Annotated in this window: 21 protein-coding genes; 15 read left to right on the top strand and 6 right to left on the bottom strand. The window is 69.3% G+C overall.

Annotation, left to right across the window (positions count from 1 at the left end; all coding sequences use genetic code 11):
• Positions 1 to 5: 5 nt before the first annotated feature.
• The 8 genes from K8625_RS27500 to K8625_RS27465 all read left to right on the top strand — a co-directional run bounded on the left by K8625_RS27500 (position 6) and on the right by K8625_RS27465 (position 12,551).
• Positions 6 to 3,122: an amino acid adenylation domain-containing protein gene (locus K8625_RS27500; protein WP_370641991.1), complete on the top strand. Its 3,117-nt coding sequence runs from the start codon at positions 6 to 8 to the stop codon at positions 3,120 to 3,122.
• 34 nt (positions 3,123 to 3,156) lie between these two features.
• Positions 3,157 to 4,740 carry an amino acid adenylation domain-containing protein gene (locus K8625_RS27495; RefSeq protein ID WP_223784373.1) on the top strand — a complete coding sequence of 528 codons (1,584 nt, stop codon included), beginning with the start codon at positions 3,157 to 3,159 and terminating at the stop codon, positions 4,738 to 4,740.
• Between the two features lie 102 nt (positions 4,741 to 4,842).
• Positions 4,843 to 6,339, top strand: coding sequence for a thioester reductase domain-containing protein (locus K8625_RS27490; protein WP_223751128.1), 1,497 nt, complete (start codon positions 4,843 to 4,845; stop codon positions 6,337 to 6,339).
• Between the two features lie 156 nt (positions 6,340 to 6,495).
• Positions 6,496 to 8,112: a hypothetical protein gene (locus K8625_RS27485; protein WP_223784372.1), complete on the top strand. Its 1,617-nt coding sequence runs from the start codon at positions 6,496 to 6,498 to the stop codon at positions 8,110 to 8,112.
• 277 nt (positions 8,113 to 8,389) lie between these two features.
• The gene (locus tag K8625_RS27480; protein WP_223751126.1) at positions 8,390 to 8,926 is read left to right on the top strand and encodes a DUF4833 domain-containing protein; all 537 of its coding nucleotides are present in this window, start codon (positions 8,390 to 8,392) and stop codon (positions 8,924 to 8,926) included.
• 232 nt (positions 8,927 to 9,158) lie between these two features.
• Positions 9,159 to 10,316 (top strand): endonuclease, encoded by a 1,158-nt coding sequence (locus tag K8625_RS27475; protein ID WP_223784371.1) that lies wholly within the window; start codon positions 9,159 to 9,161, stop codon positions 10,314 to 10,316.
• A gap of 258 nt (positions 10,317 to 10,574) precedes the next feature.
• Positions 10,575 to 11,228, top strand: coding sequence for a hypothetical protein (locus K8625_RS27470; protein ID WP_223784370.1), 654 nt, complete (start codon positions 10,575 to 10,577; stop codon positions 11,226 to 11,228).
• Positions 11,229 to 11,456: 228 nt separating this feature from the next.
• On the top strand, positions 11,457 to 12,551 hold the full coding sequence (locus K8625_RS27465; protein ID WP_223784369.1) for a serine/threonine-protein kinase: 1,095 nt from the start codon (positions 11,457 to 11,459) through the stop codon (positions 12,549 to 12,551).
• Positions 12,552 to 12,616: 65 nt separating this feature from the next.
• Here K8625_RS27465 and K8625_RS27460 read toward each other — a convergent pair whose 3' ends face one another.
• The 3 genes from K8625_RS27460 to K8625_RS27450 form a co-directional block, all read right to left on the bottom strand.
• The gene (locus K8625_RS27460) at positions 12,617 to 13,138 is read right to left on the bottom strand and encodes a hypothetical protein (protein ID WP_223784368.1); all 522 of its coding nucleotides are present in this window, start codon (positions 13,136 to 13,138) and stop codon (positions 12,617 to 12,619) included.
• 12 nt (positions 13,139 to 13,150) lie between these two features.
• Positions 13,151 to 14,719 (bottom strand): hypothetical protein, encoded by a 1,569-nt coding sequence (locus K8625_RS27455; RefSeq protein WP_223784367.1) that lies wholly within the window; start codon positions 14,717 to 14,719, stop codon positions 13,151 to 13,153.
• A 410-nt stretch (positions 14,720 to 15,129) separates the two neighbouring features.
• Entirely contained in the window at positions 15,130 to 15,312 is a 183-nt protein-coding gene (locus K8625_RS27450) for a hypothetical protein (protein ID WP_223751120.1), read from the bottom strand.
• 189 nt (positions 15,313 to 15,501) lie between these two features.
• On the opposite strand from K8625_RS27450, the gene K8625_RS27445 reads away from it, so the two are divergent.
• On the top strand, positions 15,502 to 16,287 hold the full coding sequence (locus tag K8625_RS27445; protein WP_223751119.1) for a hypothetical protein: 786 nt from the start codon (positions 15,502 to 15,504) through the stop codon (positions 16,285 to 16,287).
• A 75-nt stretch (positions 16,288 to 16,362) separates the two neighbouring features.
• Here the strand turns inward: K8625_RS27445 and K8625_RS27440 are convergent, their stop codons facing one another.
• Entirely contained in the window at positions 16,363 to 17,478 is a 1,116-nt protein-coding gene (locus K8625_RS27440) for a hypothetical protein (RefSeq protein ID WP_223784366.1), read from the bottom strand.
• Positions 17,479 to 18,149: 671 nt separating this feature from the next.
• Between K8625_RS27440 and K8625_RS27435 the strand changes: the two genes are divergently transcribed.
• Together K8625_RS27435 and K8625_RS27430 are read left to right on the top strand one after the other, a co-directional pair.
• Positions 18,150 to 20,225, top strand: coding sequence for a methyl-accepting chemotaxis protein (locus K8625_RS27435; protein WP_223751133.1), 2,076 nt, complete (start codon positions 18,150 to 18,152; stop codon positions 20,223 to 20,225).
• 29 nt (positions 20,226 to 20,254) lie between these two features.
• Positions 20,255 to 20,635 (top strand): hypothetical protein, encoded by a 381-nt coding sequence (locus K8625_RS27430; RefSeq protein WP_223784365.1) that lies wholly within the window; start codon positions 20,255 to 20,257, stop codon positions 20,633 to 20,635.
• 43 nt (positions 20,636 to 20,678) lie between these two features.
• On the opposite strand, the gene K8625_RS27425 is transcribed toward K8625_RS27430, so the two are convergent.
• Complete coding sequence (locus tag K8625_RS27425; RefSeq protein WP_223784364.1) at positions 20,679 to 20,972, bottom strand: hypothetical protein; 294 nt, start codon at positions 20,970 to 20,972, stop codon at positions 20,679 to 20,681.
• 251 nt (positions 20,973 to 21,223) lie between these two features.
• On the opposite strand from K8625_RS27425, the gene K8625_RS27420 reads away from it, so the two are divergent.
• The 4 genes from K8625_RS27420 (at position 21,224) to K8625_RS27405 (ending at position 24,588) form a co-directional block, all read left to right on the top strand.
• Positions 21,224 to 22,000, top strand: coding sequence for an enoyl-CoA hydratase/isomerase family protein (locus tag K8625_RS27420; protein WP_223784363.1), 777 nt, complete (start codon positions 21,224 to 21,226; stop codon positions 21,998 to 22,000).
• 19 nt (positions 22,001 to 22,019) lie between these two features.
• Complete coding sequence (locus K8625_RS27415) at positions 22,020 to 22,604, top strand: hypothetical protein (protein WP_223784362.1); 585 nt, start codon at positions 22,020 to 22,022, stop codon at positions 22,602 to 22,604.
• Between the two features lie 75 nt (positions 22,605 to 22,679).
• A complete protein-coding gene (locus tag K8625_RS27410) occupies positions 22,680 to 23,411 on the top strand; it encodes a hypothetical protein (RefSeq protein ID WP_223751113.1) in 732 nt (243 codons plus the stop codon).
• A 523-nt stretch (positions 23,412 to 23,934) separates the two neighbouring features.
• Entirely contained in the window at positions 23,935 to 24,588 is a 654-nt protein-coding gene (locus K8625_RS27405; protein ID WP_223751112.1) for a hypothetical protein, read from the top strand.
• Between the two features lie 6 nt (positions 24,589 to 24,594).
• Here K8625_RS27405 and K8625_RS27400 read toward each other — a convergent pair whose 3' ends face one another.
• The gene (locus K8625_RS27400; RefSeq protein ID WP_223784361.1) at positions 24,595 to 25,179 is read right to left on the bottom strand and encodes a TetR/AcrR family transcriptional regulator; all 585 of its coding nucleotides are present in this window, start codon (positions 25,177 to 25,179) and stop codon (positions 24,595 to 24,597) included.
• Between the last annotated feature and the right edge of the window lie 72 nt (positions 25,180 to 25,251).

Here is a 25,251-nt window from a genome sequence, read left to right as displayed (position 1 = left end):
GAAACATGATGACGACACACCTCGCATCCACGGCCGAGGGGGTCACCCCTGCGTCCATCTATCCCCTCCAAGCCGGACTCGCAGATCTGTGGCATGCGCAAGTCGCGCTCCGGCCCATGGACATCGCCATCCACTGGGGCGTCAAGCGCATCACCTATGGCGCCCTGGACCGCCGAGCCAACCAGCTCGCGAATGCCCTGCACAGGAGAGGCGTGGGAGAGGAGACGCCCGTCGCCGTGGCCATGCGAAGGGGAATCGATGCACTCGTCGTCCATGTGGCCCTCGCCAAGCTGGGCGCCACCCATGTCCCCCTGGACCTGCAGCATCCGCGCGGGCGCATCACCTCCATCGTGGAGAGTTCACGGGCCCGAGTCCTCCTCGCCGAGACAGTCACCGAGGAGGCGCAGTGCACGACGGGGGCCATCACCTGCATCTGCCTGGAACGAGACAGGGATGCCGTGACGCGCGAGCCCGAGACCTTCACCGGCCCCCGCGACACTCCGGAGCGACGGACCTACATCATGCACACGTCCGGAACCACCGGGCAGCCCAAGGGCATCGAGATTCTCGCCCAGGGCATCCGCCGACTGGTCATCGACAACCCCATCCTCGGCATCCATCCCGGGGAGCGGGTTGCCCAGGCGTCCAACCACGCGTTCGACATGGCGCTGTATGAAATCTGGGGGGCGCTGCTCAACGGCGCCTCACTCGTGGTGATTTCCAAGGCGACCGTCCTGGATGCGCACGCCCTGCGTGAGGCCCTGCGCGACATGCGCGTCAACGTCATGAGCATCGCGACGGCGCTCTTCAACATGGTCGCCCAAGCGTGCCCCGATGCCTTCAGCGGACTGCGCCTCGTCGTGATGGGCGGAGAGCGAGCCAATGGCCGGCTCTGCCGCGCCGTGCTCGAGAGCCATCCACCAGAGCACCTCGTCAATGGCTACGGCCCCACCGAGGTGTCCATCTACTCGACCGCACATCGGATTCAACTCCAGGACACCCTGAGCGGGTCCATCTCCATCGGCAAGCCCATCGCGCGCACGGAGGTCTTCCTGCTCGATGAGGACCTGCGCCCCGTGGCGCTGGGACAAACCGGAGAGCTGTGCCTCGCGGGAGAGGGCCTCGCGCGCGGCTATCTCCACCAGCCGGAGCTCACCGCCGAGCGCTTCCCCACGGTGCCAGGGTTGAAGGATGGCCAGGCGCTGCGCATCTACCGCACCGGAGACCTGGCGCGGTGGCGCGAGAACGGGACGCTGGAGTACCTGGGCCGGGCCGACCATCAGGTGAAGATTCGCGGCCACCGCATCGAGCTGGACGAGGTCTCCATGTCGCTCCTGCAGAGCGGGCTCGTCTGGGACGCCGTGGTGACTCTCCAGGAGCGACCCGATGGCGAGAAGTCGCTGGCGGCTTTCGTCGTACCCAAGGACACCGGCGCGGGCCTCGAGGACGTCCTCCGCGATTTCATGCGCGACAGGGTGTCGGAGCCCATGGTGCCGTCTCGCTTCGTCATGCTGGAGCGGCTCCCCGTCACGGCCAATGGCAAGGTCGACCGCGCCGCGCTGCCCCAGCTCGACCCGCCCAGGAACCGACCGTCACTCGTACGGAGTACGCCTCTGTCGGAGGACCCGGTCGTCGCGGGCGTGAGCGACATCTGGAGCGAGCTGCTCGGTGTGGAGACCGCTTCCCCTGGCGATGACTTCATGCGGCTGGGTGGCAACTCCCTGATGGCGGGGCGCTTGACGCTGCGGCTGCGCGAGAAGTTCGGCGTGGGCCTGTCCGTGCATGCGCTCCACGCGGCGCACACGCTGGGAGACTTCATCGAGGCGGTGCGGCAGGCCCTGTCGGGTGCCCAGGACGAAGGCCGCGCCATCGCGGGGCCCGACACCTGGCGAGAGGACGCGCGCCTGCCCGAGGACATCGTCCCAAGCCAAGCTGTCATCCAGCACAAGGCCTTGGAGGAGATGCGCTGCGTCTTCCTCACGGGCGCCACGGGCTTCCTCGGCGCCTTCATGCTCCGCGACCTGATGCGGATGACGAAAGCCCAGGTGGCTTGCCTCGTCCGCGCGAGGGACTCGGAGACAGGGCTCGCGCGCATCCAGCGGGCCCTGGAGAAGTACGACCTGTGGGAGGACGGCTTCGCCGCGCGCATCGAGCCGGTGCTAGGAGACCTCGGCGCCCCCCGCATGGGCCTGGGCGCCGGGCAACGACAGGCCCTCGTCGAGCGGGCCGAGGCCATCCTCCACGTCGGCGCGCACGTGAACTACGTGCAGCCCTACGAGGCGCACAAGGCCGTCAACGTCGATGGCACCACGGAGGTGCTGCGGCTGGCCGCGCTGGGGCCCACGCCCGTGCACTACGTGTCCACCATCGCCGTGTTCGGTCCCACCGGTTACTTCAACGGCACCCAGGTCCTGCGCGAGGACGAGGACCTGGACAAGCACCTGGACTGCCTGCGCTACGACCTGGGCTACTCCGCCAGCAAGTGGGTGGCCGAGAAGCGCGTGTGGGAGGCCATCGAGCGCGGGCTGGCGGTGAACATCTACCGCTCGGGCTTCATCATGGGCCACGGGGAGACGGGCGTCGGCAATCCAGACGACTTCGTCGCGCGCTTCGTGCGCGGCTGCATCCAGATTGGCAGCGGTCCCATCCTCCCGCGCCAACGCAAGGAGATGGTGCCCGTGGACTTCGTCAGCGGCGCCCTCCTCGGCATCGCCTCTCGCGAGGGCGCCATCGGCAAGGCCTATCACCTGGTGCCCCTCTCCCCTCGCGACTCCATCGACATGGACTCGCTCTATGACCTCCTCGACGACTGTGGTCAGCCCCTCAGCCGCGTCCCTTACGAGGAATGGGTGGACCGGCTCATGAAGGACCCCCGCGCGGCCGACAACCCGCTCTGCGCCCTGGTGCCCATGCTCTACGAGCAGGTCTACGGCGGCGGCTCGACGCGCTGGGAGGTCTACGAGGGAATGCCTGTCTACGACGCCCGGAACACCCGGGAGGCACTCGCCGGACTCGGCCTCGGGTTCCATCGCCTGGACCAACCGCTGATGTCCCTCTACCTCGAGGACTGGCGCAAGAAGGGCCTGCTTCCCACGAACTCCGCGAGAGCCCCTCGCGGCTGAAGTCGCACCCCGTCGTCTACCCACAGGAGGATCCATGTCCATCGCGCATCTCGCAGCCAAGGCAGAGGGGAACAACCCTGCGGTCATCGACCCCAACCAGGGCGGGCTCTCCGACCTGTGGCACGCACAAGTCGCGCTCCGGCCCATGGACATCGCCGTCCACTGGGGCGTCAAACGCATCACCTACGACGCCCTGGACCGCCGCGCCAACCAGTTCGCCAACGCCCTGAAGAAGCTGGGCGTGGGCGAGGAGACGCCTGTCGCCCTGGCCATGAATCAGGGCATCGAGGCCATCGCGGCTCTGGTGGCGCTCCTCAAGCTGGGCGCCACCTGCGTGCCGCTGGACCTCCAGTACCCCCGAGACCGCATCGCCTACATCATGCGGGACTCACAGGCCCAGGTGCTCCTCTCCGAGACCGTGACGGATGAGGCGAAGTGCATGGCGGGGAGCATCACCCGCCTGTGCATGGAACGCGACAGGGCCTCCGTGGCACGAGAGCCCGAGTCGTTCGTCGCGCCGGACGACCCGCCGGAGCGGCGCGTCTACATCATGTACACCTCCGGGACCACGGGCCGGCCCAAGGGCGCGCAGATCCTCGCCAGGGGCATCCGCCGGCTGATCTTCGACAACCCTCTCCTGGTCGTCCGGCCCGGGGAGCGGGTGGCCCAGACGTCGAACCTCGCGTTCGACATGTCGCTGTATGAAATCTGGGGCACGCTCCTCAACGGAGGCCTGGTCGTGGTCATCGCCAAGGCCACGCTCCTGGACTCCCACGCCCTGCGCGACGCCCTGCGCGACATGCGCGTCGACGTGCTGAGCATCGGGACCGCCGTCTTCAACATGATGGCCCAGGCCTACCCCGATGCCTTCAGCCAGCTGCGCCGGTTGATCGTGGGTGGGGAGCGCGCGAACGCCCGCACCTTCCGCGCGGTCCTCGAGAGCAAACCACCGGAGCAGCTCGTCCACGCCTACGGCCCCACCGAGGTGTCCATCTACTCGACCACGCATCGGGTGCGGCTCCAGGACACCCTGGGCGGCTCGGTGACCATCGGGCAGCCCGTCGCCCACACCGAGGTCTTCCTGCTCGATGAGCACCTGCGCCCCGTGGCGCCGGGACAGCCCGGAGAGCTGTGCCTCGCGGGCGCGGGCCTCGCACGGGGATACCTGCACCAGCCGGAGCTCACCGCGGAGCGCTTCCCCACTGTGGAGGGTCTGAAGGACGGACAGGCGCTGCGCATCTACCGCACGGGCGACATGGCGCGCTGGGACGAGAACGGGAACCTGGAGTTCCTGGGCCGCAACGACCATCAGGTGAAGATCTACGGCCACCGCATCGAGCTGGACGAGGTCGCCAAGATGCTCCTGCAGAGCGGGCTCCTCTGGGACGCGGTGGTGACGCTCCAGGAGCGAGCGGACGGCGAGAAGTCACTGGCGGCCTTCGTGGTACCCAAGGAGCCGTCCCCGAACATCGAGGAGGCGCTGCGGGACTTCATGCTCGCCCAGGTGTCGAAGCAGATGGTGCCCTCCCGCTTCGTGGTGCTCGAGCGCCTCCCTGTGAACGCGAACGGAAAGACGGACCGTTCGGCGCTGCCCGCGCTCCTGTCGTCGCGAAGCTGACGTCTTTGTCCCTCCAGGAGAGAACCCATGACCACGACATCCATCGCAGCACGCCCCGCGATCCCGCCCCCTCCTGGCGGGCCGGCAATCCCGCAGGATTTGATGACCTCGGAGGACCCGGTCGTCTCGGGTGTGAGCGCCCTCTGGACAGAGATGCTCGGCGTGGAGACAGCCTCCCCCGACGATGACTTCGCGCGGCTGGGAGGCACGTCCCTGATGAGGGGACGCCTGGCCTTGCGGCTGCGCGAGAAGTTCGGCGTCGGCCTCTCCGCGTATGCCCTCCACGAGGCGCACACGCTGGGGGACTTCATCGAAGCGGTCCGCCGGGCGCGCTCTGGGGCCCAGGGTGAAGGCCGCGCCATCGCGGGGCCCGAGACCTGGCGCGAGGAGGCACACCTGCCCGAGGACATCATCCCCGCCAAGGGCAGACCCGTGACGAAGGGCAAGCGCCTGGAGGAGATGCGCTGCATCTTCCTCACCGGCGCCACGGGCTTCCTCGGCGCCTTCATCCTGCGCGACCTGCTACGGAGGACGACGGCCCAGGTGGCCTGCCTCGTCCGCGCGGAGGACCCGGAGGCGGCGCTCGCGCGCATCCGACAGACGCTCGTGAAGTACGACCTGTGGGAGGAGCCCTTCGCCTCGCGCATCGAGCCGGTGCCCGGAGACCTGGGGGCCCCAGGGCTGGGGATGGACGCCCGGCAACGACAGGTCCTCGCCGGACGCGCCGAGGCCATCTTCCATATCGGCGCGCACGTGAACTTCGTGCAGACCTACGAGGCGCTCCGGGCCGCCAACGTGGGAGGCACCACCGAGGTGCTGCGGCTGGCCGCGATGGGGCCCACGCCCGTGCACTACGTGTCCACCATCGCCGCGTTCGGCCCCACCGGCTACTTCAAGAACACCCAGGTCCTCCGCGAGGACGCGGACCTGGACGATCACCTGGAATGCCTGCGCTACGACCTGGGGTACTCCGCCACCAAGTGGGTGGCGGAGAAGCGCGTCTGGGAGGCCCATGCGCGAGGCCTCGCGGTGAACGTCTACCGCCCCGGCTTCGTCATGGGCCACTCGGAGACAGGCGTCGGGAACCCGGACGACTTCATGGGGCGCTTCATCCTCGGCTGCATCGAGATCGGCTGCTGCCCCATCCTCGAACGACAGGGCAAGGAGATGGTCACCGTGGACTTCGCCAGCGCCGCCCTCCTGGGCATCGCCTCACACGAGGGCGCGGTCGGCAAGGCCTATCACCTCGTTCCGCCCACGCCGGAAGACAACACGGACATGGAGGGCATCTACACGATGCTCGACCAATGCGGACACCACCTCAGCCGCGTGCCCTACGAGGCATGGGTGGACCGCCTCATGCAGCATCCCCGCGCGGCCGAGAACCCGCTCTGCGCCCTGCTCCCCATGCTCTACGAGAAGGTGTACGGCGGCAGCGCGACGCGCTGGGAGCTGCACGAGGGACAGCCCGTCTACGACGCCGCCAACACCCGCGAGGCCATCGCCAGCCTCGGCCTCGCGTTCCGTCGCGTGGACCGCGAAATGCTGTCCCTGCACCTGGACGACTGGCGCAAGAAGGGCCTGCTCGCCGCCCGCTGAGTCGCGGGCAGACCTCCGCAAGCACCACACCCGACGCGCCCGGATTGCGCAAAACACTCGCGGGTGATTTCGCGGTGAGGGATTGATTCGCCAAGACAGCCAGAGCCGAGGTGCCCGCGCGTATTGTGACCGCGGCATTTCCATCAGGAGGTCTTCGTGAAGCGGTCTCGTTTCTCCGCGGTACTCGGCTCGGCATGCGTGGTCTGGTTGGTCGGTTGTGGCGGAGCCCCCGGACAGGAGCAGGAACTGGATGATGGGCAGGCGAACATCGACCCGGGGACGGAGAGCTCCCCCACCGATGGCGGCCCCACGCCCGACGCGGGCCCCACCCCCGACGCGGGCCCACCGTCCGACGCGGTGCTGGTGACCGACACCACGCGCTTCTACACGTCGGTGGGTATCGCCGAGCAGGTCAATGACCTGTCCGCCAACCCGCCCGAAATCCTCGTGCAGCAGGGCTCCACCTTCCAGCTCATCCTCGGCTCCGCGGTGCCGGGCGGCTGGCGCTTCAATGGTGTGCCCTCCGGCCCGTTCTACCTGCGCACCGGCGCCACCCACGTCATCACCGACGCGCGCCACATCGACCTCGGCCGCAACCGCCTGGGGCGGATGGACGCCGAGTACTCGAACAGCTACCTCACCACGCTGCAGATCAACCTGCTCAACCTGGCGCCGTGGCAGAACACCTGGAGCAGCCAGCAGCCCGGCTCCAGCCTCCAGCTCACCTCCGGTGAGGTGGACCTGTTCGGCTATGTGAACGTCTTCGACCAGATTCCCGACGGCCAGACGACGCTGCTCACCAACCAGGCCGACCTCGGCCTGAGCAGCGGCTACAACCTGCCCACCTTCGACGCCTCCAAGGGCGACCGGATGTATGTCAATCAGCTCAGCCAGTTCAGCGCCGGCACGGCGCCGGATGGGACGGCGCTGGGCTACGCCGCGGTGGAGCGCTCCGTGCAGATGGGCGCGTTCGACTACGTGCCGGACGGCATCACCCCGCTGCCCGTGACGGGCTACCTGCAGCCCACGCCGATGCGCGAGTTCCCCATCGAGTGGCGCCTGCCCGCGTACACCCAGTTCGCCACGGACGTGCACCCGCAAGCCACCGGCTCCACTCCCCTCTTCGAGGTCCTCCCCAACGCGCACAACACCGGCGGGCGCTGGGTGGGCTACTCCGGGGAGCTGCTCAACCTGTTCCTCCCCCGGAACGCGTCGTTCAACTTCACCAGCCGCCTGAAGTTCGGCAATCCCTTCCCGTCCAGCTGGGGCCTCGTCGGCATCCACAGCTATCCGTTCCGCGTCCTGTCCCCGGTGCCGGATGACTCGGGCGTCTCCATGTACCTGTCGGGTCGCCTCTACTCGTACGACGTGTTCGACAACCTCATCGCCGGCCCCGTGCAGCCGCAGGTGTCCCCGCCCCGCTCGCTGACCATCGACGGCGTCCCCGCGAACGTGCAGCGCGAGGTGGGCACCAACAGCCCCGTCCTCGCCTGGACGCCGCCCACGCTCGGCACGCCCCACGCCTACCGCGTGACGCTCTACCGCTACGACGCCCAGCTGCGCTTCCTGATGCCCGCCGGCAGCATCTACGCCCCGGGCTCCACCACCCAGGTCCGCCTGCCCCCGGGCACGCTGCAGCCCGACAGCATCTACTACCTGCGCGTGGCCTCCATCGTGTCGCCCGGGTTCGACCTGAGCGAGCCCTTCACGTCGCTCGAGAAGCTGCCCTTCCACAGCGCCGAGGCCATCAGCTCCTTCTTCACCACGCCGTGATGCACCCCCGGGCCTGGGGCACGCACCGCCCGGGCCTGGGTCCAGCCCTCCCTGGCGGTTCGTCATGCGGCCGCCAGGGGCCGGGGTTAAGTCAGGCCACGCGGCGGGCGCCCACCGCAGGACACCCGGGCGCGTGTGAAAGCAGACCCGGGCCGCCGTCCATGCTAGGCACCGCCCGGCCGCAGGGCTCGGGCCGGGTGACAGCTGGCGGCGGCTGGGGTGTTTACCTTCCCAGCATCGCCGTCCGCGTCACTCCGCCGTGAAGGGGGGAACCGTCGTGCACCGCAACCTCTGGCTCAGGACCGTCGTCACCGCCGCGCTGGCGCTCATCCCCTCGCTGGCCGCCGCGGAGCCGTCGCCCCAGGAGCCATCCGCCTTCTTCCTCTCCCGGAGCGAGAACCGCAACCAGGTCCACTACGCCGTGCGGCTCGACGAGGCCTGCCATCCGGTGGGGAGCAAGCCCGTGCGCGTGTACTGGCGCATGCTGGAGCGCGGCGAGTCGGAGGTGGAGGACCTGCTCGGCGTCGAGCAGCCCGCGTACGGCCTGGAGGACACGCAGCAGGTGGAGCTCACGCCCGACGGGGGCCGCGTCCGCATCCGCCTGCGGGCCTTCGCTGATCGCCCCATCGACCTCACCACCACCCAGGTCCAGGGCGGCGGCTGCGCCGTGCAGGCCTGGACGAGGTTCGGCGCCGGCCCCGCCCAACTGCTCCACATCTTCGTGAAGACGTCCTGGCCCTTCTCCGTCGACTTCGTCCGCCTGGATGGCCTCGGCGCCGACGGCCGGACGCAGACCGAGCTCCTCCGGAACTGAGCCTCCGGGGCTGCAGGGCGCCGCCAAACCCTGGAAAAGACGTCGATATCGCCGGGAAATCCCCAGTTTTCCGGCGTCATCAAAAAAGACACGGCGACGGGACAACCTGTGACGCGTCGTTGCCGATAATGCCCGCATGACCAGTGTCGTCGGCCCCCGTCGCTCGCCCCTCCCCGCCCGCCCGACTGAAACTGAGACCACCCGTGAGACGTCCGCCCCCCGGACGGCCTCGGTGGCTCGCACCGAGTTCGAGCCCTCGCGCTCCGGACTCGCGGGCCTGTCGCCCTCCCTGCTGACGAAGCTCGGCGCCGTCTTCGTGCCGGTGAAGCCCACCGTGTCGAACGCGGCCGTCGAGGGCCTGAAGGCCGCCGCCGGCGCCCAGGCCGCCCCGCTGGTCCACACCACCAGCCCCAACGCGGCCATCAAGGACAACGCCACCGTCACCAGCACCCTGGACGTCGCGGACGACGCCAAGGTGGAGTCGCTCAAGCTGGACCTGGACATCGCCCACACCTACCGCGGCGACCTGACGGTGAAGCTGACGGCCCCCTCCGGCAAGAGCGCGGTGGTGTCCAGCCGCCAGGGTGGCTCCGCCGATGACCTCAAGGGCAGCTTCGACCTGACCGCCTTCGCCGGCGAGTCCACGAAGGGCACCTGGACGCTGGAGGTGCAGGACCAGGCCAAGGGCGACACGGGCACGCTGAAGCAGTGGGGCCTGAACATCGTCCCGGAGACGAAGGCGCCCGAGCCGGATCCCGAGCCGTCGGATGACCCGTTCGACGGGCTGCGTGACGACGCGCTCCTGCGCGCCGTGCGCGAGTCGTCCTCCGACAAGAAGGTCGTCAGCTACAACGAGGCGCGCCGGCTCATCTTCACCAGCCTGGACGTGAACGCCGCGGGCAACGTGGAGTGCGTCTACACGGGCCTGGAGACCAAGGGCGGCAAGATTCCGAACAACGCGGTGATGAACGTGGAGCACACGTGGCCCCAGTCCAAGGGCGCCACGGGCGCGGCCAAGAGCGACCTGCACCACCTGTTCCCCACCGACAGCAAGGCCAACTCGCGCCGCAGCAGCTTCCCGTTCGGCGAGGTGGTCAACGTCAAGTGGAGCCACAACGGCGCCAAGCTGGGCACCGACAGCAAGGGCAACACCGTCTTCGAGCCGCCGGACTCCCACAAGGGCAACGTGGCGCGCGCGATGTTCTACTTCTCCTCCACGTACAACAAGCCCATCCCCAACGACGAGGAAGCGGCCCTCAAGGCGTGGAACAAGCTGGACGCCGTGGACGCCGCGGAGATCGAGCGCAACCGCCGCGTGGCCAACATCCAGGGCAACACCAACGCCTTCGTCGACAACGCCAACCTGGCGGACCGCATCAAGGACTTCTAGGCGCCCGCTTCACGCGCCGCTGAGCCACGGGGTTGGACGGTGCCCACCGTCCAGCCCCGTCTGTCTTTGGCGCCGGCGAGCACGACATGGCCGCCCCTGGGCGCGGAAGGCGGTCCTGACAATCCTGTCGCGAATCGAGTCCCCCATCGCCCGGGCACACGGGCGGTGTCGACGGGGATGACGCGAGGCATGGGTGTTGCTTGGAGACAAACGCCACCCAGCAACAGGAGCGCCCCCCTGAAACGCATTGCCCTCGCCATGCTGCTCCTCCTCGCGCCCGCGGCGAACGCGCAGGGGGAGCACGATTCCGCCCCGAAGAACGCGCTCTGGCTGTCCCCGGTGACGCACCTGTCGCTGCTCCTGGTGGGCCCCATGACGGAGCGGCTCCACCTGGCCCTCCCCGTCGGCTTCGGGCGGAGCTTCTCGGAGAGCACCACGGGCGTGCTCGAGGTCACCCCCATGATGACGGCCAACCGGTGTGACTTCGAGCCCTCGCGCTGCTCCAAGCTGCGGCAGCTGAAGGTGACGCTGGGCGTGGCCTGGAAGCCCTCGCCGCGGCCCCGAGGCCAGGGCTTCTTCCTCCAGCCGCGGCTGTCGGGCACCTGGAGCAGGGAGACGCTGCGCTACCGCCCCAACGGCAGGAACTACTCGCTGCAGTACGAGGACGAGCAGGGCTTCCAGGTGACGCTCGGCCTGGACGTGGGCTACCGGGCGGTGACGCGCGGCCAGGCCTTCTTCTTCGAGCCTCTCGTCGGCCTGGGCGTGGGCTACAGCTTCAACCAGCGCCGCGACACCGTCGACATCGGCGCGCAGTATGCCTTCATCCGCAACAGCGACGACGTGGTGGCGCGCGGAGACCGGGCCATCCTCGACGTGGACATGGACCTGGTCCGCATCGGCTTCCTGTTCTGAGTCCAGTGTCGCGGTACTCGCGGACGGCTTCGCTCTCGGGGCCCGAGAAGCGACGCCTCACGTCCCGAGACAGTCACCGCGGCGCCTTGCACACCCAGTCCGACTCATCAAGGCTTTCGAGGTATCAACGACTGAAACATACGTCATCAGGCGGATACCCCCTCGCCATGTGCGCCACTTGGGTATACCGGTTGATTCATGAGTCGCTCGTCAGCTCGCGTTGGAACTTTGCTGGGTCAGAGGTATCAGCTGCGTCAGCGAATCGGCGTGGGGGCCATGGGCATCGTCTACGAGGCGGCGCCGGTGGACGCGGAGGACGTGGTGGCCATCAAGGTGCTCCAGCAGCACCTGATGGACGATGACGCGGTGCTGGCGCGCTTCAAGCGGGAGGCGCACGCCACCGCGCGGCTGAGCCACCCTCACCTGGTCCAGGTGAAGGACTTCCAGTGCAACGAGGACGAGCCGCCCTTCATGGTGATGGAGCTGCTCCGGGGCCAGACGCTGCGGCTGCTGCTCAAGGAGCAGGGCCCGCTGCCCGTGGCCAGGGCCGCGACGCTGGCGCTCCAGACGCTGTCCGCGCTCGACACCGCGCACAAGGCCGGCGTCATCCACCGGGACATCAAGCCGGACAACCTCTTCATCGTCACCGGCGACCAGGTGAAGGTGCTGGACTTCGGCGTGGCCCGGCTGCTCCACGAGGATGACGCCCGCTCGGTGGGCGCCGAGGCCGGAGCGTGGGTGGGCACGCCCTCCTTCATGCCCCCCGAGCAGGTCCGCTGCCTGCCGGTGGACGCGCGCGGGGACGTCTATGCCCTGGGCGCCTGCTTGTTCCAGATGGTGACGGGCCGGCAGCCCATCGACGTGGCCGACACCGTGGCCCTCTTCTCCGCCATCATCGAGCGGGTGCCGCCCCTGGCGTCGGAGCTGCGCCCGGACGTGCCCGAGGACTTCGCCCGGCTCATCGCCCGCGCCTTGAACAAGGACCCCGCGGAGCGCTTCGCGACGGCCGAGGAGATGGCGGACGCGCTGCGGCCCTGGACCCAGGTGGAGAAGGCGGCCCCCACCCTGCGGCTGGTGGAGCGTCCGTCCGAGCCCGCCGTCGAGGACACGGGCCTCGACGACGATGACGAGGTGACGCAGCTCGAGCCGGCGCCCCTGGAGGCGAAGGTCGACGCCGCGCCCGTGCGCTCACAGGTCAGCGCCGAGCCGAAGCCGGCTCCCGCCCCCAAGCCGGTCCGGAGACGCTCCCCCTGGAGGGACAACCTCCTGGTGGTCGGCGCGACGCTGGTGGGAATCGTGGTGGGCGTGGCGCTCGGGCTGTAGCCCGGAACCACCGCTGCCCGCTGGAGGCCTCCCGGCCCCCAGCGAGCAGCCCCCTCCCCCATCTCTCAGTGGACGACGAACGTCGAGGGCAACAGCACCTTCGCGCCGCGGCCCTGGAAGAAGCTGTCGTTCAGGTGCAGTTGGACGACGACATGCTTGCGCTTCTCCAGCTCCGCGCGCCGGGTCGTGAACAGGAGCGAGCCTGAGCGCGCGTTGATGAGGCCCGACCCGCCCGACGTCTGGAACGCGCCCACGTCATCGAAGTGAACCCGGACGTCCGCCGCGTCCGCCTCCGCCGGGAGGTAGAAGTACCCCAGCAGATAGGCGTGGTCCGTCCGCGCCAGGTCCATGGCCCGCGCCGCGGGCGAGAGCTGGAACGGCACCAGCCGGCCCTGCACCATCACCTCCACGCGCCCCACGCCCAGCATCAGCTTCTCGTAGTCCTCGGCGTCCTGCCCCAGCAGCCGCAGCTCGAAGCGGTCTCCCTGGGGGACATCGATGGGCACCGTCTCGCCGCCGTCACACGCGGTCAAGGACAGCGCCAGGAACACTCCGGACAGGATCTTCCAATTCGGATTCGTCGACATGTCATCCCCCTCTCAGTACTGCGGCTCCACGGCCCGCTCCTGCCCCTTCAGCGGCTCCAGCTTCCAGGCCTTCTTGCCCAACGGAACCGCCAGGCGCGCGCCGGAGCGGTTGTGCTTCTCCAACTGCCCCAGCACCTTCTGGAGCACCATCGGGTGCGGCGCCACCCACGCCTCCAACCCGGCGAGCTGCGGCGCGGGCGTGCCGAAGTAGCGCTCGTTGCACGTGGCCGTGAGCAGCTCACGCGCGAAGCGGGCCTTGAGCGACTCCAGCTCCGAGCGGATGGCCCCGCCCTGCGCGATGGCCGGGTTGGCCCACAGCACGCCCAGCGCGCCCTCCATCGTGGTCACCTTGCCCAGCTGCCCCAGGGAGATGGGGCCCTTCGACAGACACTCCGCCAGCGCGTCCTCGGAGGAGCCGAAGAAGCCGTGGTCCCGCGTCACGTGGGCTCTCGGGGGCTGCCCTCCGCCACCTTCCACGTTGAAGGCACACGTCGCGCCATCGGCGAACTGCGTCGCCGGACCGGTGGAGACGGTCGTCAGCGCCCCGGTGACCAGGTTCACCGAGTAGAATGTATTGGCCAGGTTGTTGTTCAGGTTGGTCGACCCATAGAAGAACAGCTCCCCCACCTGGGTGAAGACGGCCGCCACCATGGCGTTGCCCACCGAGGGCAGGCCGTTGATGAGCGCGGGCAGCAGGAAGTCGGTGAACGTGCCCAGCTCCGGGTTGACGACCGTCACCCGCTGCGTGGCCGAATTGAAGCCATACAGCAGCCCGTTGATGGGGTTCACGGCGAAGTCCGCCACCCGGAACGTCGCGGGCGTCCCCACGACGACGTCGGACAGCGTCACGCCCGTGCTGGTGTTGATCCGGACCAGGTGGTTGGTGGTGATTTCGAAGCCCAGGTAGGTGCCGTCCTCGAGGATGGCGCCCGCCGCCCAGCCCGCCGAGTTCGCGGCGCCCGACACCAACGGCGCGACGACGGTCGCCGAGCCGTTCGCGTCCACGCGGATGAGCGAGGGCTGCGTGAGGCCGTCGGAGGAGAGGGCGTACATGAAGCCGTCGACATGGTTGAAGGCGAGCCCGTTGTAGGGCAGCGACGTCTCGCCCTGGAGCGCCAGCGTGGCCGTCGCGGGGTCGAACACATAGAGCCGCGAGGGCCCCACGGGCAGCCCTCCCGACGAAGACGAGGCCGTGGAGATGTAGACGGTGTCGTCACAGGCCAGGATGCGCTCTTGTCCGCACAGGACGTTGACCCCGTCCTGCGCCGAGCCGCTGTCCCAGCTGATGCCGAACACGTTGGTGAAGGTCACCTCCTCGTTGGGGGTCGACGGGTTCGTGTCGAGCGCCCCCAGCGCCAGGCAGGCCTCGTAGTTCTGCAGCGTGTACGAGCACTGGTAGGTGACGTTTCCACCCACCGGGACCGTCAACGGTGGCGCCGGAGTGAGCGTGCACTGCGTCAGGAGTGGATCCACCGCCGTGAGCAGGATGGACTCCAGCGTGGGGTGGATGTTCGTGGCGCTGAACGTGAAGTTCAGCGTCGCGGGATAGGTGAGGATCGACACCTGCTTCTGGCCATTCACGAGCTTCTCCGCTCGGAAGTCGTGTGCCGCGACTGCCGGGGCCCATAACGCACCACCCAGCAGGACTGCGAACCATCTGCGATTCATTCGGATGCCTCCACGCCCCTTGGGGGACTCGTGACAAGGGGTGCCGCTCGCCCTGCACGGAAGGTGCCCGGAAATTCCTTGTTAGAAAGAGATTCTTGACTTTCAAATTAAACTCATCCTCGGGTCATGAATGTCTATTCATCAGCGGGCGGAGGACCTTGGACATTCCCGAATGATGGAGCACCGAGAGCACGGGGATGACATGTGACGAAAGGCTGTCTCATCCCCGGGGGCAGTCGACGTGCGGGGATGCGTGGCGCGTGCCCTGGCGGAATCGGAAAGTTTTGACCCGGCTGAGCGGAAACAATTGCAGCCGCGAGCGCTCAGTGGGGAGCACTCGGCGCGCGGGGCTTCAGCGGGGCCTGGCCCCGGGCTTCCAGGCCCGAGCGCAGGTACCAGGGGACGCTGATGACGACGACGCGCCGGGCCCCGGACAACAGCAGCGTGCTGCGCAGCAGCTTTGAGCGGGGCCGGACGACGGACGGGGCGGGTGCGCGACGGCGCACAGGCACCAGACCCGAGGGGCGAGGCGATCCCCACCCCGCCCCCTGTCGGGCAGGCGGGTGCTGCACGGCGGACATCCCGTCCGGCCATGTGTCGACTCCGGACGCTTGGCCCTCCGGTCCGGTTCACGCGGTGCCCCCCGAGGAGCCACCTCCGTGAAACCCCACGAGTCACGTTGGAGGGCAGCACGCATGGCCAAGAAGCACCGCTGGACGCTGGCAGTCATCGCCAGCCTGGGAGTGTCCGGGACGGCATGGGCACAGGAGCGCGAGTCGGGCGCGGTGGAGATGGACGTTCGCGCGGCGCACGGGATGTCCGGGCCCCAGGTGGCGATAGGCGTCAACCTGGGCCTGGGCGCGGGCCACGTGTACAAGGACGGCACGTCGCGCACCGGCTCGCGCGAGGACCTGAAGATCACCGACGCGGCGAACGCCTCGCTGCCGCTGCTGGCGGAGGTGGGCTATCGGCTCAACCCGCGCTTCTACGTGGGCGTCTGGGGGTCGTGGGAGAAGGTCTTCACCAAGACGAACGACATCTCCTGCCCGGAGGACTTCGACTGCAACAACTACCAATGGCGCTTCGGACCGGAGGTCCGCTACCACATCAACCCGGCGTCGGGCTTCGACCCGTGGGTGGGCCTGTCGGTGGGCCTGGAGTTCCTCAAGAGCCACGTGAAGGGTGACACGCAGGTGCCGCTGCCCACGGGTGGCTTCGCGCCGGCGCGCATCGACACGCGGGTGGAGGACCGGGGCCCCACCTACGCGCGTATCAGCGTGGGCGGCGACGTGCGCGTCTCCAACTTCCTGGCGCTGGGGCCCATGCTCACCGCGTCCGTGGGCAGCTACACCGTGCGCACTGGCGAGCAGACGGTGACGGTGACGGGCCTGCCCGCGCAGACCAGCGCCGTCAGCGCCGTGGACGACGGCTTCCACGCGCTCTTCACCCTCGGCGTGCGCGGCATCTTCCGCGCCTTCTAGCGCGCGGCGTCCGCCGCCCCCCCGGAAACCCGGCGGGCCGCCCCCTCCAGCGGCCCCGCCAGGCTCCGGAGCCGCTCACCCGCTGACGTTGAAGAAGGCGGGCAGCGGCGTGGTGCCATCCGCCTTGAAGGCCCGGATGACGGCGCGGAAGCGGACCGTCTGGTTCGCGTTGACGGTGGTGTCCGCCGCGGTGGGGTTGAAGAGCGTGCTGTTCGTCTCCCAGATGCCCGCCGTGTTCAGGACCTTCAGCGTCGGGTTGCAGCTGGCGTCGTAGTCCATGCGTCCGCCGCCGATGCGGTACCAGCGCTGCTGGCCTCCGGCCGCCGTCTGCTCCCGGTACAGGTCCACGTGCGCGCGGCCGTTGGCGCCGCCGTTCGCCGGGCAGTTCTGGATGCCGGGGTACATCGCATGGGCCGCGGACCAGGCGTGGGTGATGTCCACGTCCGCGATGAAGCCCGGGCACAGCCCCGACGTGTGGTAGCCCGTGCCGCCGCTGGTCACGTTGCCGTAGTACCAGGGCGCGGACGACGCGTCGGCGGGCTCCGACAGGCAGTCGAACACGGAGCGCACCGCGGCGGCGACGACGGGCCCGCGCGTCTGCACGCCGTCATGGTTCGCGGTGATCCACCCGAAGTACTGCTCCAGCTGGATGCCATTGGAGAACGCGCTGGCCGCGTTGACGAAGTTCTCGGGGCCGTCCCCGTCGAAGCAGTCGCCCCACTTGTAGGTGATGCGGGAGCCGTCATCGAAGGCGGAGTCGGGGAAGGCCATGCGGATGACCTCGGCCACGCCCCGGTGCATGGACTGCTCCTCGAGGTCCCCGTTCTGTCCGCCCACGCGCACGGCGATGGAGGACGCGCAGCTGGCGCCATGCGTGTGGAACGACACCGCGTACGGCATGCGCGTGCCCCCGGCCCCCGTGTGCAGCGACAAGGCAGGCCAGCTGTGCTGGAGGTTGGCGGAGGTGATGTGGAAGCGGTCGAGCTCGTGATGGGTGCGCTGCGCGTTGTTGAAGCCCGCGCCCCACAGCGTCTCCCACGTCCGCGCGCCCGTGGCGGCGTCCATCGCCTGCAGCTGGGCCAGGGTGCCGTTCTCCATCAGGTGCGGCCAGGTGTAGAGGACCTTCGGCGCCGACTGGGGCTTGTAGAGCTCCACCAGCGAGTTGGCCGAGCCGCCCGTGACGACGGCCACCGACGGCGTCGTCAGCGCGGGCAGCGCCCAGTTCGCGCCCGCCGCGCAGCGTGGCGCCCCGGTAGATGAGCAGCTGCGTGCGTGGGGGAATCGGGTCGAGGATGCCGTCCCCGTTCAGGTCCTGGTTGGGCACCAGGCAGTTCTCGTGACGCGCCGAGGCAACGCCCCCGGTGGCCGGAATGGCGCTGTCTCTGACGACCTGGATGTGGCTCGCGGCATAGACGACGGCGGCGCGTGACGCGTCCAGTGCCTCGGAGTTGTTGATGGGCTCGGAAACTTCGGGCCCCGCGCAACCCGCGAGGAAGACCAGGGGCCACCAGCGGAGTCGGGTCAGCTGCATGAGGTGCGTTCCTTTCGGAGGGCGGTTCGCACTCACCAACGACGCCTCGGCCGAATGTTCCCGGCTCACGGTATATTGCGTCATTTTCCCGCACCGGATGCCCTGTGGCATTTGAACCCGGGTCGCAAAAGCCCCTCCCGAAAAGCCCTCCCAAACCTTTCCTACATGTCAGGGGATGCAGACCTATTTACAGGCATGCATCGCGCGGTCGAGCATTGGGGCCCTCATGGCTGCCCACCGCCCTACCCCGACATCTTTCGACAGCCTTGCCTCACACGCTGGTTCCGTGAGGCTTCACAACCCATCGCGCCGAGCCGCGCTGCTGGCCCTGATGGGCTGCGCGTTGCTCGTGGCGCTCCTGCACTCACCGACGGCGAATGCCGCGGAGGCAGGCGCTCCCGTCCAGTTGAAGGAAGGCTGGCGCTATCGCTGGGGAGACTCTCCTCCCGGAACGGATGGCATTCCGTTGTGGGCCCAGACGGCCAACGTCGCCGAGGACTGGCGCCCGGTGGAAGCGAACAAGCCGCCCCCGGGACGCGGGACGAACACGTTCCTGTGGCTGAGCATCCCGTTGCCGGAGGGCCCGTGGGCCGAGCCCGCGGTGATGCTGGGCGAGGTGACCAACGCCGTGGAGGCGTACGCCAACGGTCAGCGCATCTACGTGAGCGGCAAGCTGAACACGTCCGGCGCGGAGCTGTCCGACAACATGGCCTGGCACCTGGTGCCGGTGCCTCGCTCGGCGCTGGGGGGACACCTGCTGCTGCGCGTGCAGTCGAGCAACCCGAACATCGGCGTGGCGCAGGGCGCGCAGGTGGGCTCGCGCCACCAGCTGCTCGCGTTGGTGACGCGTGACGGCCAGGCGCCGTTCGTCATGGGCATGCTGCTGTTGTCGGTGGCGCTGGGCTCGGGCGGTGCGTTCCTGATGCACTGGCGGCGGCGGATGCTCGCGGGCCTGGCGGTCTTCTCCGCCAGCGGCGGCTTCGTGCTGCTGGGCCTGAGCGGCATGCCCAACGCGCTGTGGGACGCGCCCATCACCGCGACTCGCTTCACGGTGCTGGGCATCTTCCTGCTGGTGTCCGGCCTCATCGAGTTCGTGTCGGACGCCATCCTGGACAACCAGCGGCGGTGGTTCCGGCTGGGCGCCATGGGCTACACCGCGCTGTGCGTGGTGGCGGCGTTCACCGTCTTCATCGACCTGGGGACGGCGCAGCGCATCCTGGTGCCCTTCCTGCCCTTCTCCTTCACCATCCTGCTGGTGTGCTTCATCGTGGCGGCGACGGAGGCGTGGCGTGGCAACCCCGACGCGCGCATCTTCATGGGAGGCCTGGCGGGCCTGGTGTTGTTCCTGGCGCTCACGGTGCTGCCGGTCATCGGCGTGTTGAGCGTGTCGTTCGGCAATGTGTCGCACTGGGGCTATCTGGCGCTGACGCTGTCGCTGTTGGGCATCGTCGCGCGGCGCTCCATCGAGGTGGTGCGCTCGCTGGAGGCGCACACCCGTCAGCTGGAGGAGCGGCAGGCGGAGGTCCGAAACCTCGCCGAGCGCATGGGCACCGGCGCCGGGGAGCTGGCCACGGTGGTGCAGCAGCTGCGCTCCACGAGCGATCAGCAGACCGAGGGTGTCAGCCGTCAGGCCGCGGCGCTGCAGGAGGCGGAGCAGACGGTGAAGGAGATCCGCCGCTCGTCGCAGATGACGGCGGAGAAGGCCAGCTCGCTGGCGGCCTCCGCGGAGGGCGCCGAGCAGGTGGGCCGCGAGGGCAGCGCCGCGCTGGAGCGCACGCTGGGAGACCTGGCCGCCATCCGCAACGAGGTGTCGGAGATGGCGCGGCGCATCCTGGCGCTCGACGAGCGCACGCGCGAGGTGTCCGGCATCGTCGACTCGGTGAAGGACCTGGCGGACCAGTCCAACATGCTGGCCATCAACGCGGCCATCGAGGCGGCGCGCAGCGGCGAGAGTGGCCGGGGCTTCGGCGTGGTGGCGCGCGAGATGCGCGGCCTCGCCGACCAGTCCATCCGCGCCACGCACCGCATCCGCGAGGTGCTCAACGGCGTGAGCGCGAGCATGCGCGAGGCGGCCCAGTTCAGCGAGAAGGGCGACGAGCGCGTGCGGCAGAGCCTGGACGCGGTGCGCACCTCCAGCGCGCAGTTCCAGGAGCTGGCGGTGCTGATTGGCGACTCCAGCGCCAGCATGCGGCAGATCACCGCCGCGGTGAGCGCGCAGGACGCGGGCACCCAGCAGATGGCCCTGGCCATCCAGGAGCTGTCCGGCCAGATGCAGCGCACGCTGAAGACGGTGCAGGAGACCCAGGAGGCCACGCGCTCCGTGCAGTCGCTGGCGGAGAGCATGTCGGGCCTGGCCACCCAGTCGCTCCGGACGGAGAGCGGCACACACGCCGCTCCGCACCGCTGAACGAGGTTCCTCTCACGCTGCGAGCCCATATGCCCACCCGTGCCACGCTGTCGGTCGTGTTGCTGCTCATCGGCGCCCTCGCCTGCGCTTGCGCGACGACGCAGGCGGCGGACGCCGACCAGCCTCCCCGGCCCAAGACGACGGTGCAGGTGGAGAGCCGCAAGACGGTGGACGTGAACCTCTACGCCCTCAACGGGGCGCGCAGGGTGCGGCTGGGCACGGTGCCGGGGATGTCCAGCCGCAGCTTCGTGCTGCCCCCGGACATGGTGGGCGTCACGGACCGCGTGCGCTTCGGCGTGGAGATCATCGGCACGTTCGGCGGCAAGAACATCGGCAGCGAGCGCCGCTTCGAGAGCGAGCAGGAGATCTCCGTCCAGCCGGGCGAGGAAGTCACCCTCACCCTCTACTGATCGGACGGGCCCACCTCCCCATGCCGGGGGAGGTGGTGGCCGGCTAGCGTGGCGTGGGCGCCGGGCGGAACGACGCCAGGTCCTCCGCGGCCCCCCGCGTGGGCTGGGTGAGCGCCTGGACCCCGTCGAAGGGCAGCGCGGGCGCGGGCTCCAGCTGGCGCGGCGGGCCTTCCGGCGCGGCCAGGGCGGGCTCGGTGACGTCGAGGGTGAAGAAGCCCCCGTTGTTGTCCTCGTTGCCCTCGGCGACGGTGGCCTGCGGAAGCGATGGATGCAGGCCGTCTGGGTTCCGATGGCGGGGACGGTGGCCATGGGGCAACCCCCGCGTCAAGACAGACATCCGTCGCCCGGCCGTTCCAAAGCCAGACATCGGCAATCGGTGGACAAGGCTGGAACACGGACGCCCCCGGCCGGTATGACTGGGCCACGGGCGGCACGCGCACCACGTTCACCGTGGGACGCGCCATCACCCAGGCCACCGACTGACACACGATGAAGTCCCATCGGCACGCGGGAGAATCCTCGACGTCGCACGCACGAGGTGGACGGGCACAATCAGGCGGCTACAGTCCGCCCATGACTGTCCAGGCGATGAGCGTACTGCTGGAGGTGGACGACGGCGTCGCCACCCTCACGATGAACGATGCGGCCCGCCGCAACGCGATGACCCCCGAACTGGGAATCGCACTGCGCGAGCGCGTCGAGGAGCTGCGCGGACGTAGCGACGTGCGCGCCGTGCTCCTCACCGGCGCGGGCGGGACGTTCTCCGCCGGCGGAGACCTCCAGATGCTGGACCGCCTGCGCCAGGTCCCCTTCGAGGAGGCCCGCCTCTTCATGCTCGAGTTCTACTCGCGCTACCTCTGCCTGCTCGACCTGCCCGTGCCGACCATCGCCGCCGTCGAGGGCGCCGCCATCGGCGCGGGCCTCTGCGTGGCCCTCGCATGCGACCTCGTCATCACCTCCGAGGACGCGAAGCTCGCGCTCAACTTCGTCCAGCTCGGCCTGCACCCCGGCATGGGCGCCACCTTCCTCGTCCCACTGCGCGCCGGCCCCCAGCGCGCCGCCGAGCTGCTGCTCACCGGCCGCCGCTTCGATGGCCGAGAGGCCGCCCGGCTCGGCCTCGCCCTCGAGGCCACTCCCGCGGACCAGACGCGGACCCGCGCCTCCACGCTCGCCCGCACCATCGCGGCCAACGCACCGCTCGCGACCCGAGGGCTCAAGCAACGGCTCGGCCTGGACCGCGCGGCCCTGCGCCGTGCGTTGGAGGAGGAGGCCCGGCTCCAGGCGGAGAGCTACGGCAGCGCGGACCTGGGCGAGGGACTCGCGGCCGCCGCGGCCCGCCGTCCTCCCGTCTTCCACGGGCGCTAGCCACAAGGAGCATGAGCACATGGCCCCCCTTCGATTGGAACGACACCTCCACGGCGTCCACGTCGTGCTGCACTGCGAGGACGACGCGGAGGAGCAGGCCGAGTGGGTGCTCGGTGTGCTCACCCGCCTGCCTCCCGGTGGGCTGCTCCCGGGCCGCACGCTGCGCTTCGGCTGGTCCAGCCTGCGACTCGACCCACGGGGCACCTCGCTCGTGGTGACCGAGCCCGACTTCGCCGGCAACCCGATGACGGACTGGCGAGACGACATCACCGTGACGCTGCGGGTCCAGGGCCGCATGCTCGAGACCACCCAGGCGGTGGGCTGCGATCCCCTCTTCCCCCGCTATGGCGACCGGGTCGACGCCCTGCCCGGCTGGGAGACCAGCTCGCGGCTCGCCGTCGCGCGCATCCGCGCCCCCGAGGCCACCGACTCCGGCTGGCTCATCATCCCTCCTGGCGCCGCCACCGGGCAGGAGCCCGAGTCCCTGCCGCTCTACGCCCTGCTCCATCGCCGCCCCGCCCTGCTGTCCGCGCTCGCGCTGCCCGTGGGCTGGGTCGCCGAGTTCGAGGACGACGCGCTCCTCGGCTACGGCCGGCCGAACTGAGAAGCCGTCACCGCCGTCAGGTCCGCTCGGGACGAAGCGTCGAGCGCCGCAACTCAAATTCAAGAGAATGACATCGTGACCAAGCTCAATCAGATCATCGCCGTCGAGAAGGGCGTCAAGAACCGCTCCCAGCAGGAGCTGACCCAGGCGCACCACGACCTGCAGAAGCCGCAGCTGCTCAACGGCATCTCCCGCACCTATCAGCCCCGGGACGAAGAGGGTGAGCGCTTCCCCCCCGAGTCCACGCGCGTGCAGGTGCGCACCGACGACGTGCTGAAGAAGACGAAGGAGATCCTCACCCGCCTCTTCGACGTCACCGCCACCAAGGACCTCACCAACTGTCGCGCCAAGGCCGACGTGAGCGTGGACGGCCGCGTCCTGCTCAAGGGCGTGCCCGCGACGTACCTGCTCTTCCTCGAGAAGCAGCTGGTGGACCTGCACACCTTCGTGAAGAAGCTGCCCACGCTGGACCCGTCGGAGTCCTGGATCCCAGACCCGGCGCAGGGCCTGTGGGCCACCGAGCCCGTGCAGACGGCGAAGACGAAGAAGGTCCCCCGCAACCACGTGAAGGCCGAGGCCACCGAGAAGCACCCCGCCCAGGTGGAGGTCTATTACGAGGACATCGTCGTCGGTTACTGGAAGACGGTGAAGTACTCGGGCGCCCTGCCGGCCGTCCGGGTCAATGAGCTATTGGAGCGCGTGGAGAAGCTCCAGCAAGCGGTCAAGTTCGCGCGCGAGGAGGCCAACGCCGTCGCGGCGGAGGAGATGAAGGCCGGGGATGTTCTCCTCGGCTACCTCTTCAGCTAGGCTCGCGCACGCAGTCCTACGGAGTACAAACTCAAGCTCAGCAGCAAGTTGACGCCGAGCGTTCCCGGGTCGTCTTCCAGTGCAGGTTCGAACCCTGCCCCCGCCAACCCTGTGGCGGGGTAGCCCAAATGGTAGAGGCGAGCGACATAGACCGGGCCCGCGAAGCACCCCAGTTTCAGACTCTCACTCCAGACTCAACATTCGCTGTCGTGGGTCCGATCAACCGTCTTCGCCCTTCTCCTCGAGATGCTGGTTCAATTCCAGCCCGCCGCTTGTTCCACCCTCGCGCGGCGGTCGTTCAATCGCAGGACACGAGGCCTCATCCTGAGGCGAAGACTTAAACGTGCGGACTCCAACATGGCAGCACCCCGGGCCCGGTCAGGAGGACACCCTGATCGGGCCCACTTCTTTTGGGAATCTTCCATTCCAGCTGTCACGCATCCGTCGCTGAGCGTGCACGGCGCGGCGCGCCAGGGCGCGTGGGGTTGCCCCTGACTCGCGGGCCGACTTCAATGCGGAGTCGATGCTGTTCGGAAGCAAGACGCCCCCCTCCCGTTCCCAGCTCGTCACCGACGCGGACCTCGCGCGCTCCAAGGGTCGGCTGAACAAGGCCATCTCCGGCTATCGCAAGGCGCTGGAGCTGGAGCCCAAGGACGCGGTGGTGCTGGGCAAGCTCGCGCCGCTGCTGGCGAAGACGAAGCAGTCGGAGGCCGCGCTGGAGAGCTTCCGCGCGGCGGCCCAGGCGCACCTGGACAAGGGCTTCGCCGACAAGGCGCTCGCGGTGTACGCGCAGGCGACGGAGCTGTTCCCTCGCGAGCTGGACCTGTGGCGCGAGGTGGCGCGGCTGCACGTGGAGAAGGGACATCGCGCGGAGGCGGTGAAGTCGCTGCTGCGCGGACGGCTCCAGTTCTCCCGGGCCTCGGAGCAAGGCAGCGCCATCGCGCTCCTGCGCGAGACGCTGGCGCTGGATGCGTCGCTGTTCGAGGTGAAGCTGGACCTGGCGCTCCAGCTCGCGCGCCAGAAGCAGCGGGACCAGGCGCTGGAGATGCTCTCGCCGCTCGAGGCCGAGGCGAAGGGCCCGCGCCAGGTGCGCAAGCTGCGATGGACGCAGGCCCAGGTGAGCCCGAGCGTGGGCGCCTACTTCGCGTGGCTGCGCGCGGTGCTGCGCGGCGGCTGAGGCGGGTCAGGAGGAGCGCGGGAGCTCGGCCTGGATGCTCCGCCACGCGAGCCTCGGGAGCCGGGAGCGAATCCACGCCGGGTCCAGCGCCGCGCCCGCCAGGTAGCGCCGACACGCCTCGTGACTGGGGCCGAGCAACACGACGTCCAGCTGCAGGGGCGTCCACACGGGCACCCCGTCCTCGGCGATGAAGCGCGCCGTGTGCTGGATGATGGGCCCGAGCAGCTCCATCTTGCGAGCCAGCAGCACCTCCGCGGCGCCCGCGCTCAGCTCCACCGCCATGGCCTGGTACATGAAGCGCCCCTCGTCCGGATGGGCCAGGACCCACTCCAGGTGCCCATCCACCAGCGCGAGCACCACCTCCTCCGCCGTGGACGTGGCCAGCACGCGCTTCGTCTGATGCGAGAAGAGCCGCTCGAAGGTGCGCAGGAGCAGTGCCAGCGTCAGGTCCGGCAGCCCGTCGAACAGGTGGTAGACGCTGGAGGGGCTCGCCCCCGCGGCCTTGCGAATCTCCTCGATGCCCGTGCCGAGGACACCCCGCTCCGTGAAGCACTGCAACGCCGCGTCCAGCAGCTCGTCGCGTCGCTTCACCCCATCCCGTCGTGCTGGCCCCATGCGCCCCTACCCTATGTCCGGCCCTCCCCCGGGTCATCTGGAGCAACC

Origin of the sequence: Myxococcus sp. AS-1-15 (assembly GCF_020037055.1) — a bacterium.
Taxonomy (GTDB): domain Bacteria; phylum Myxococcota; class Myxococcia; order Myxococcales; family Myxococcaceae; genus Myxococcus; species Myxococcus fulvus.
The sequence above is the reverse complement of the archived record's forward strand: the minus strand, read 5'-3'. Positions and strand labels throughout refer to the sequence as shown.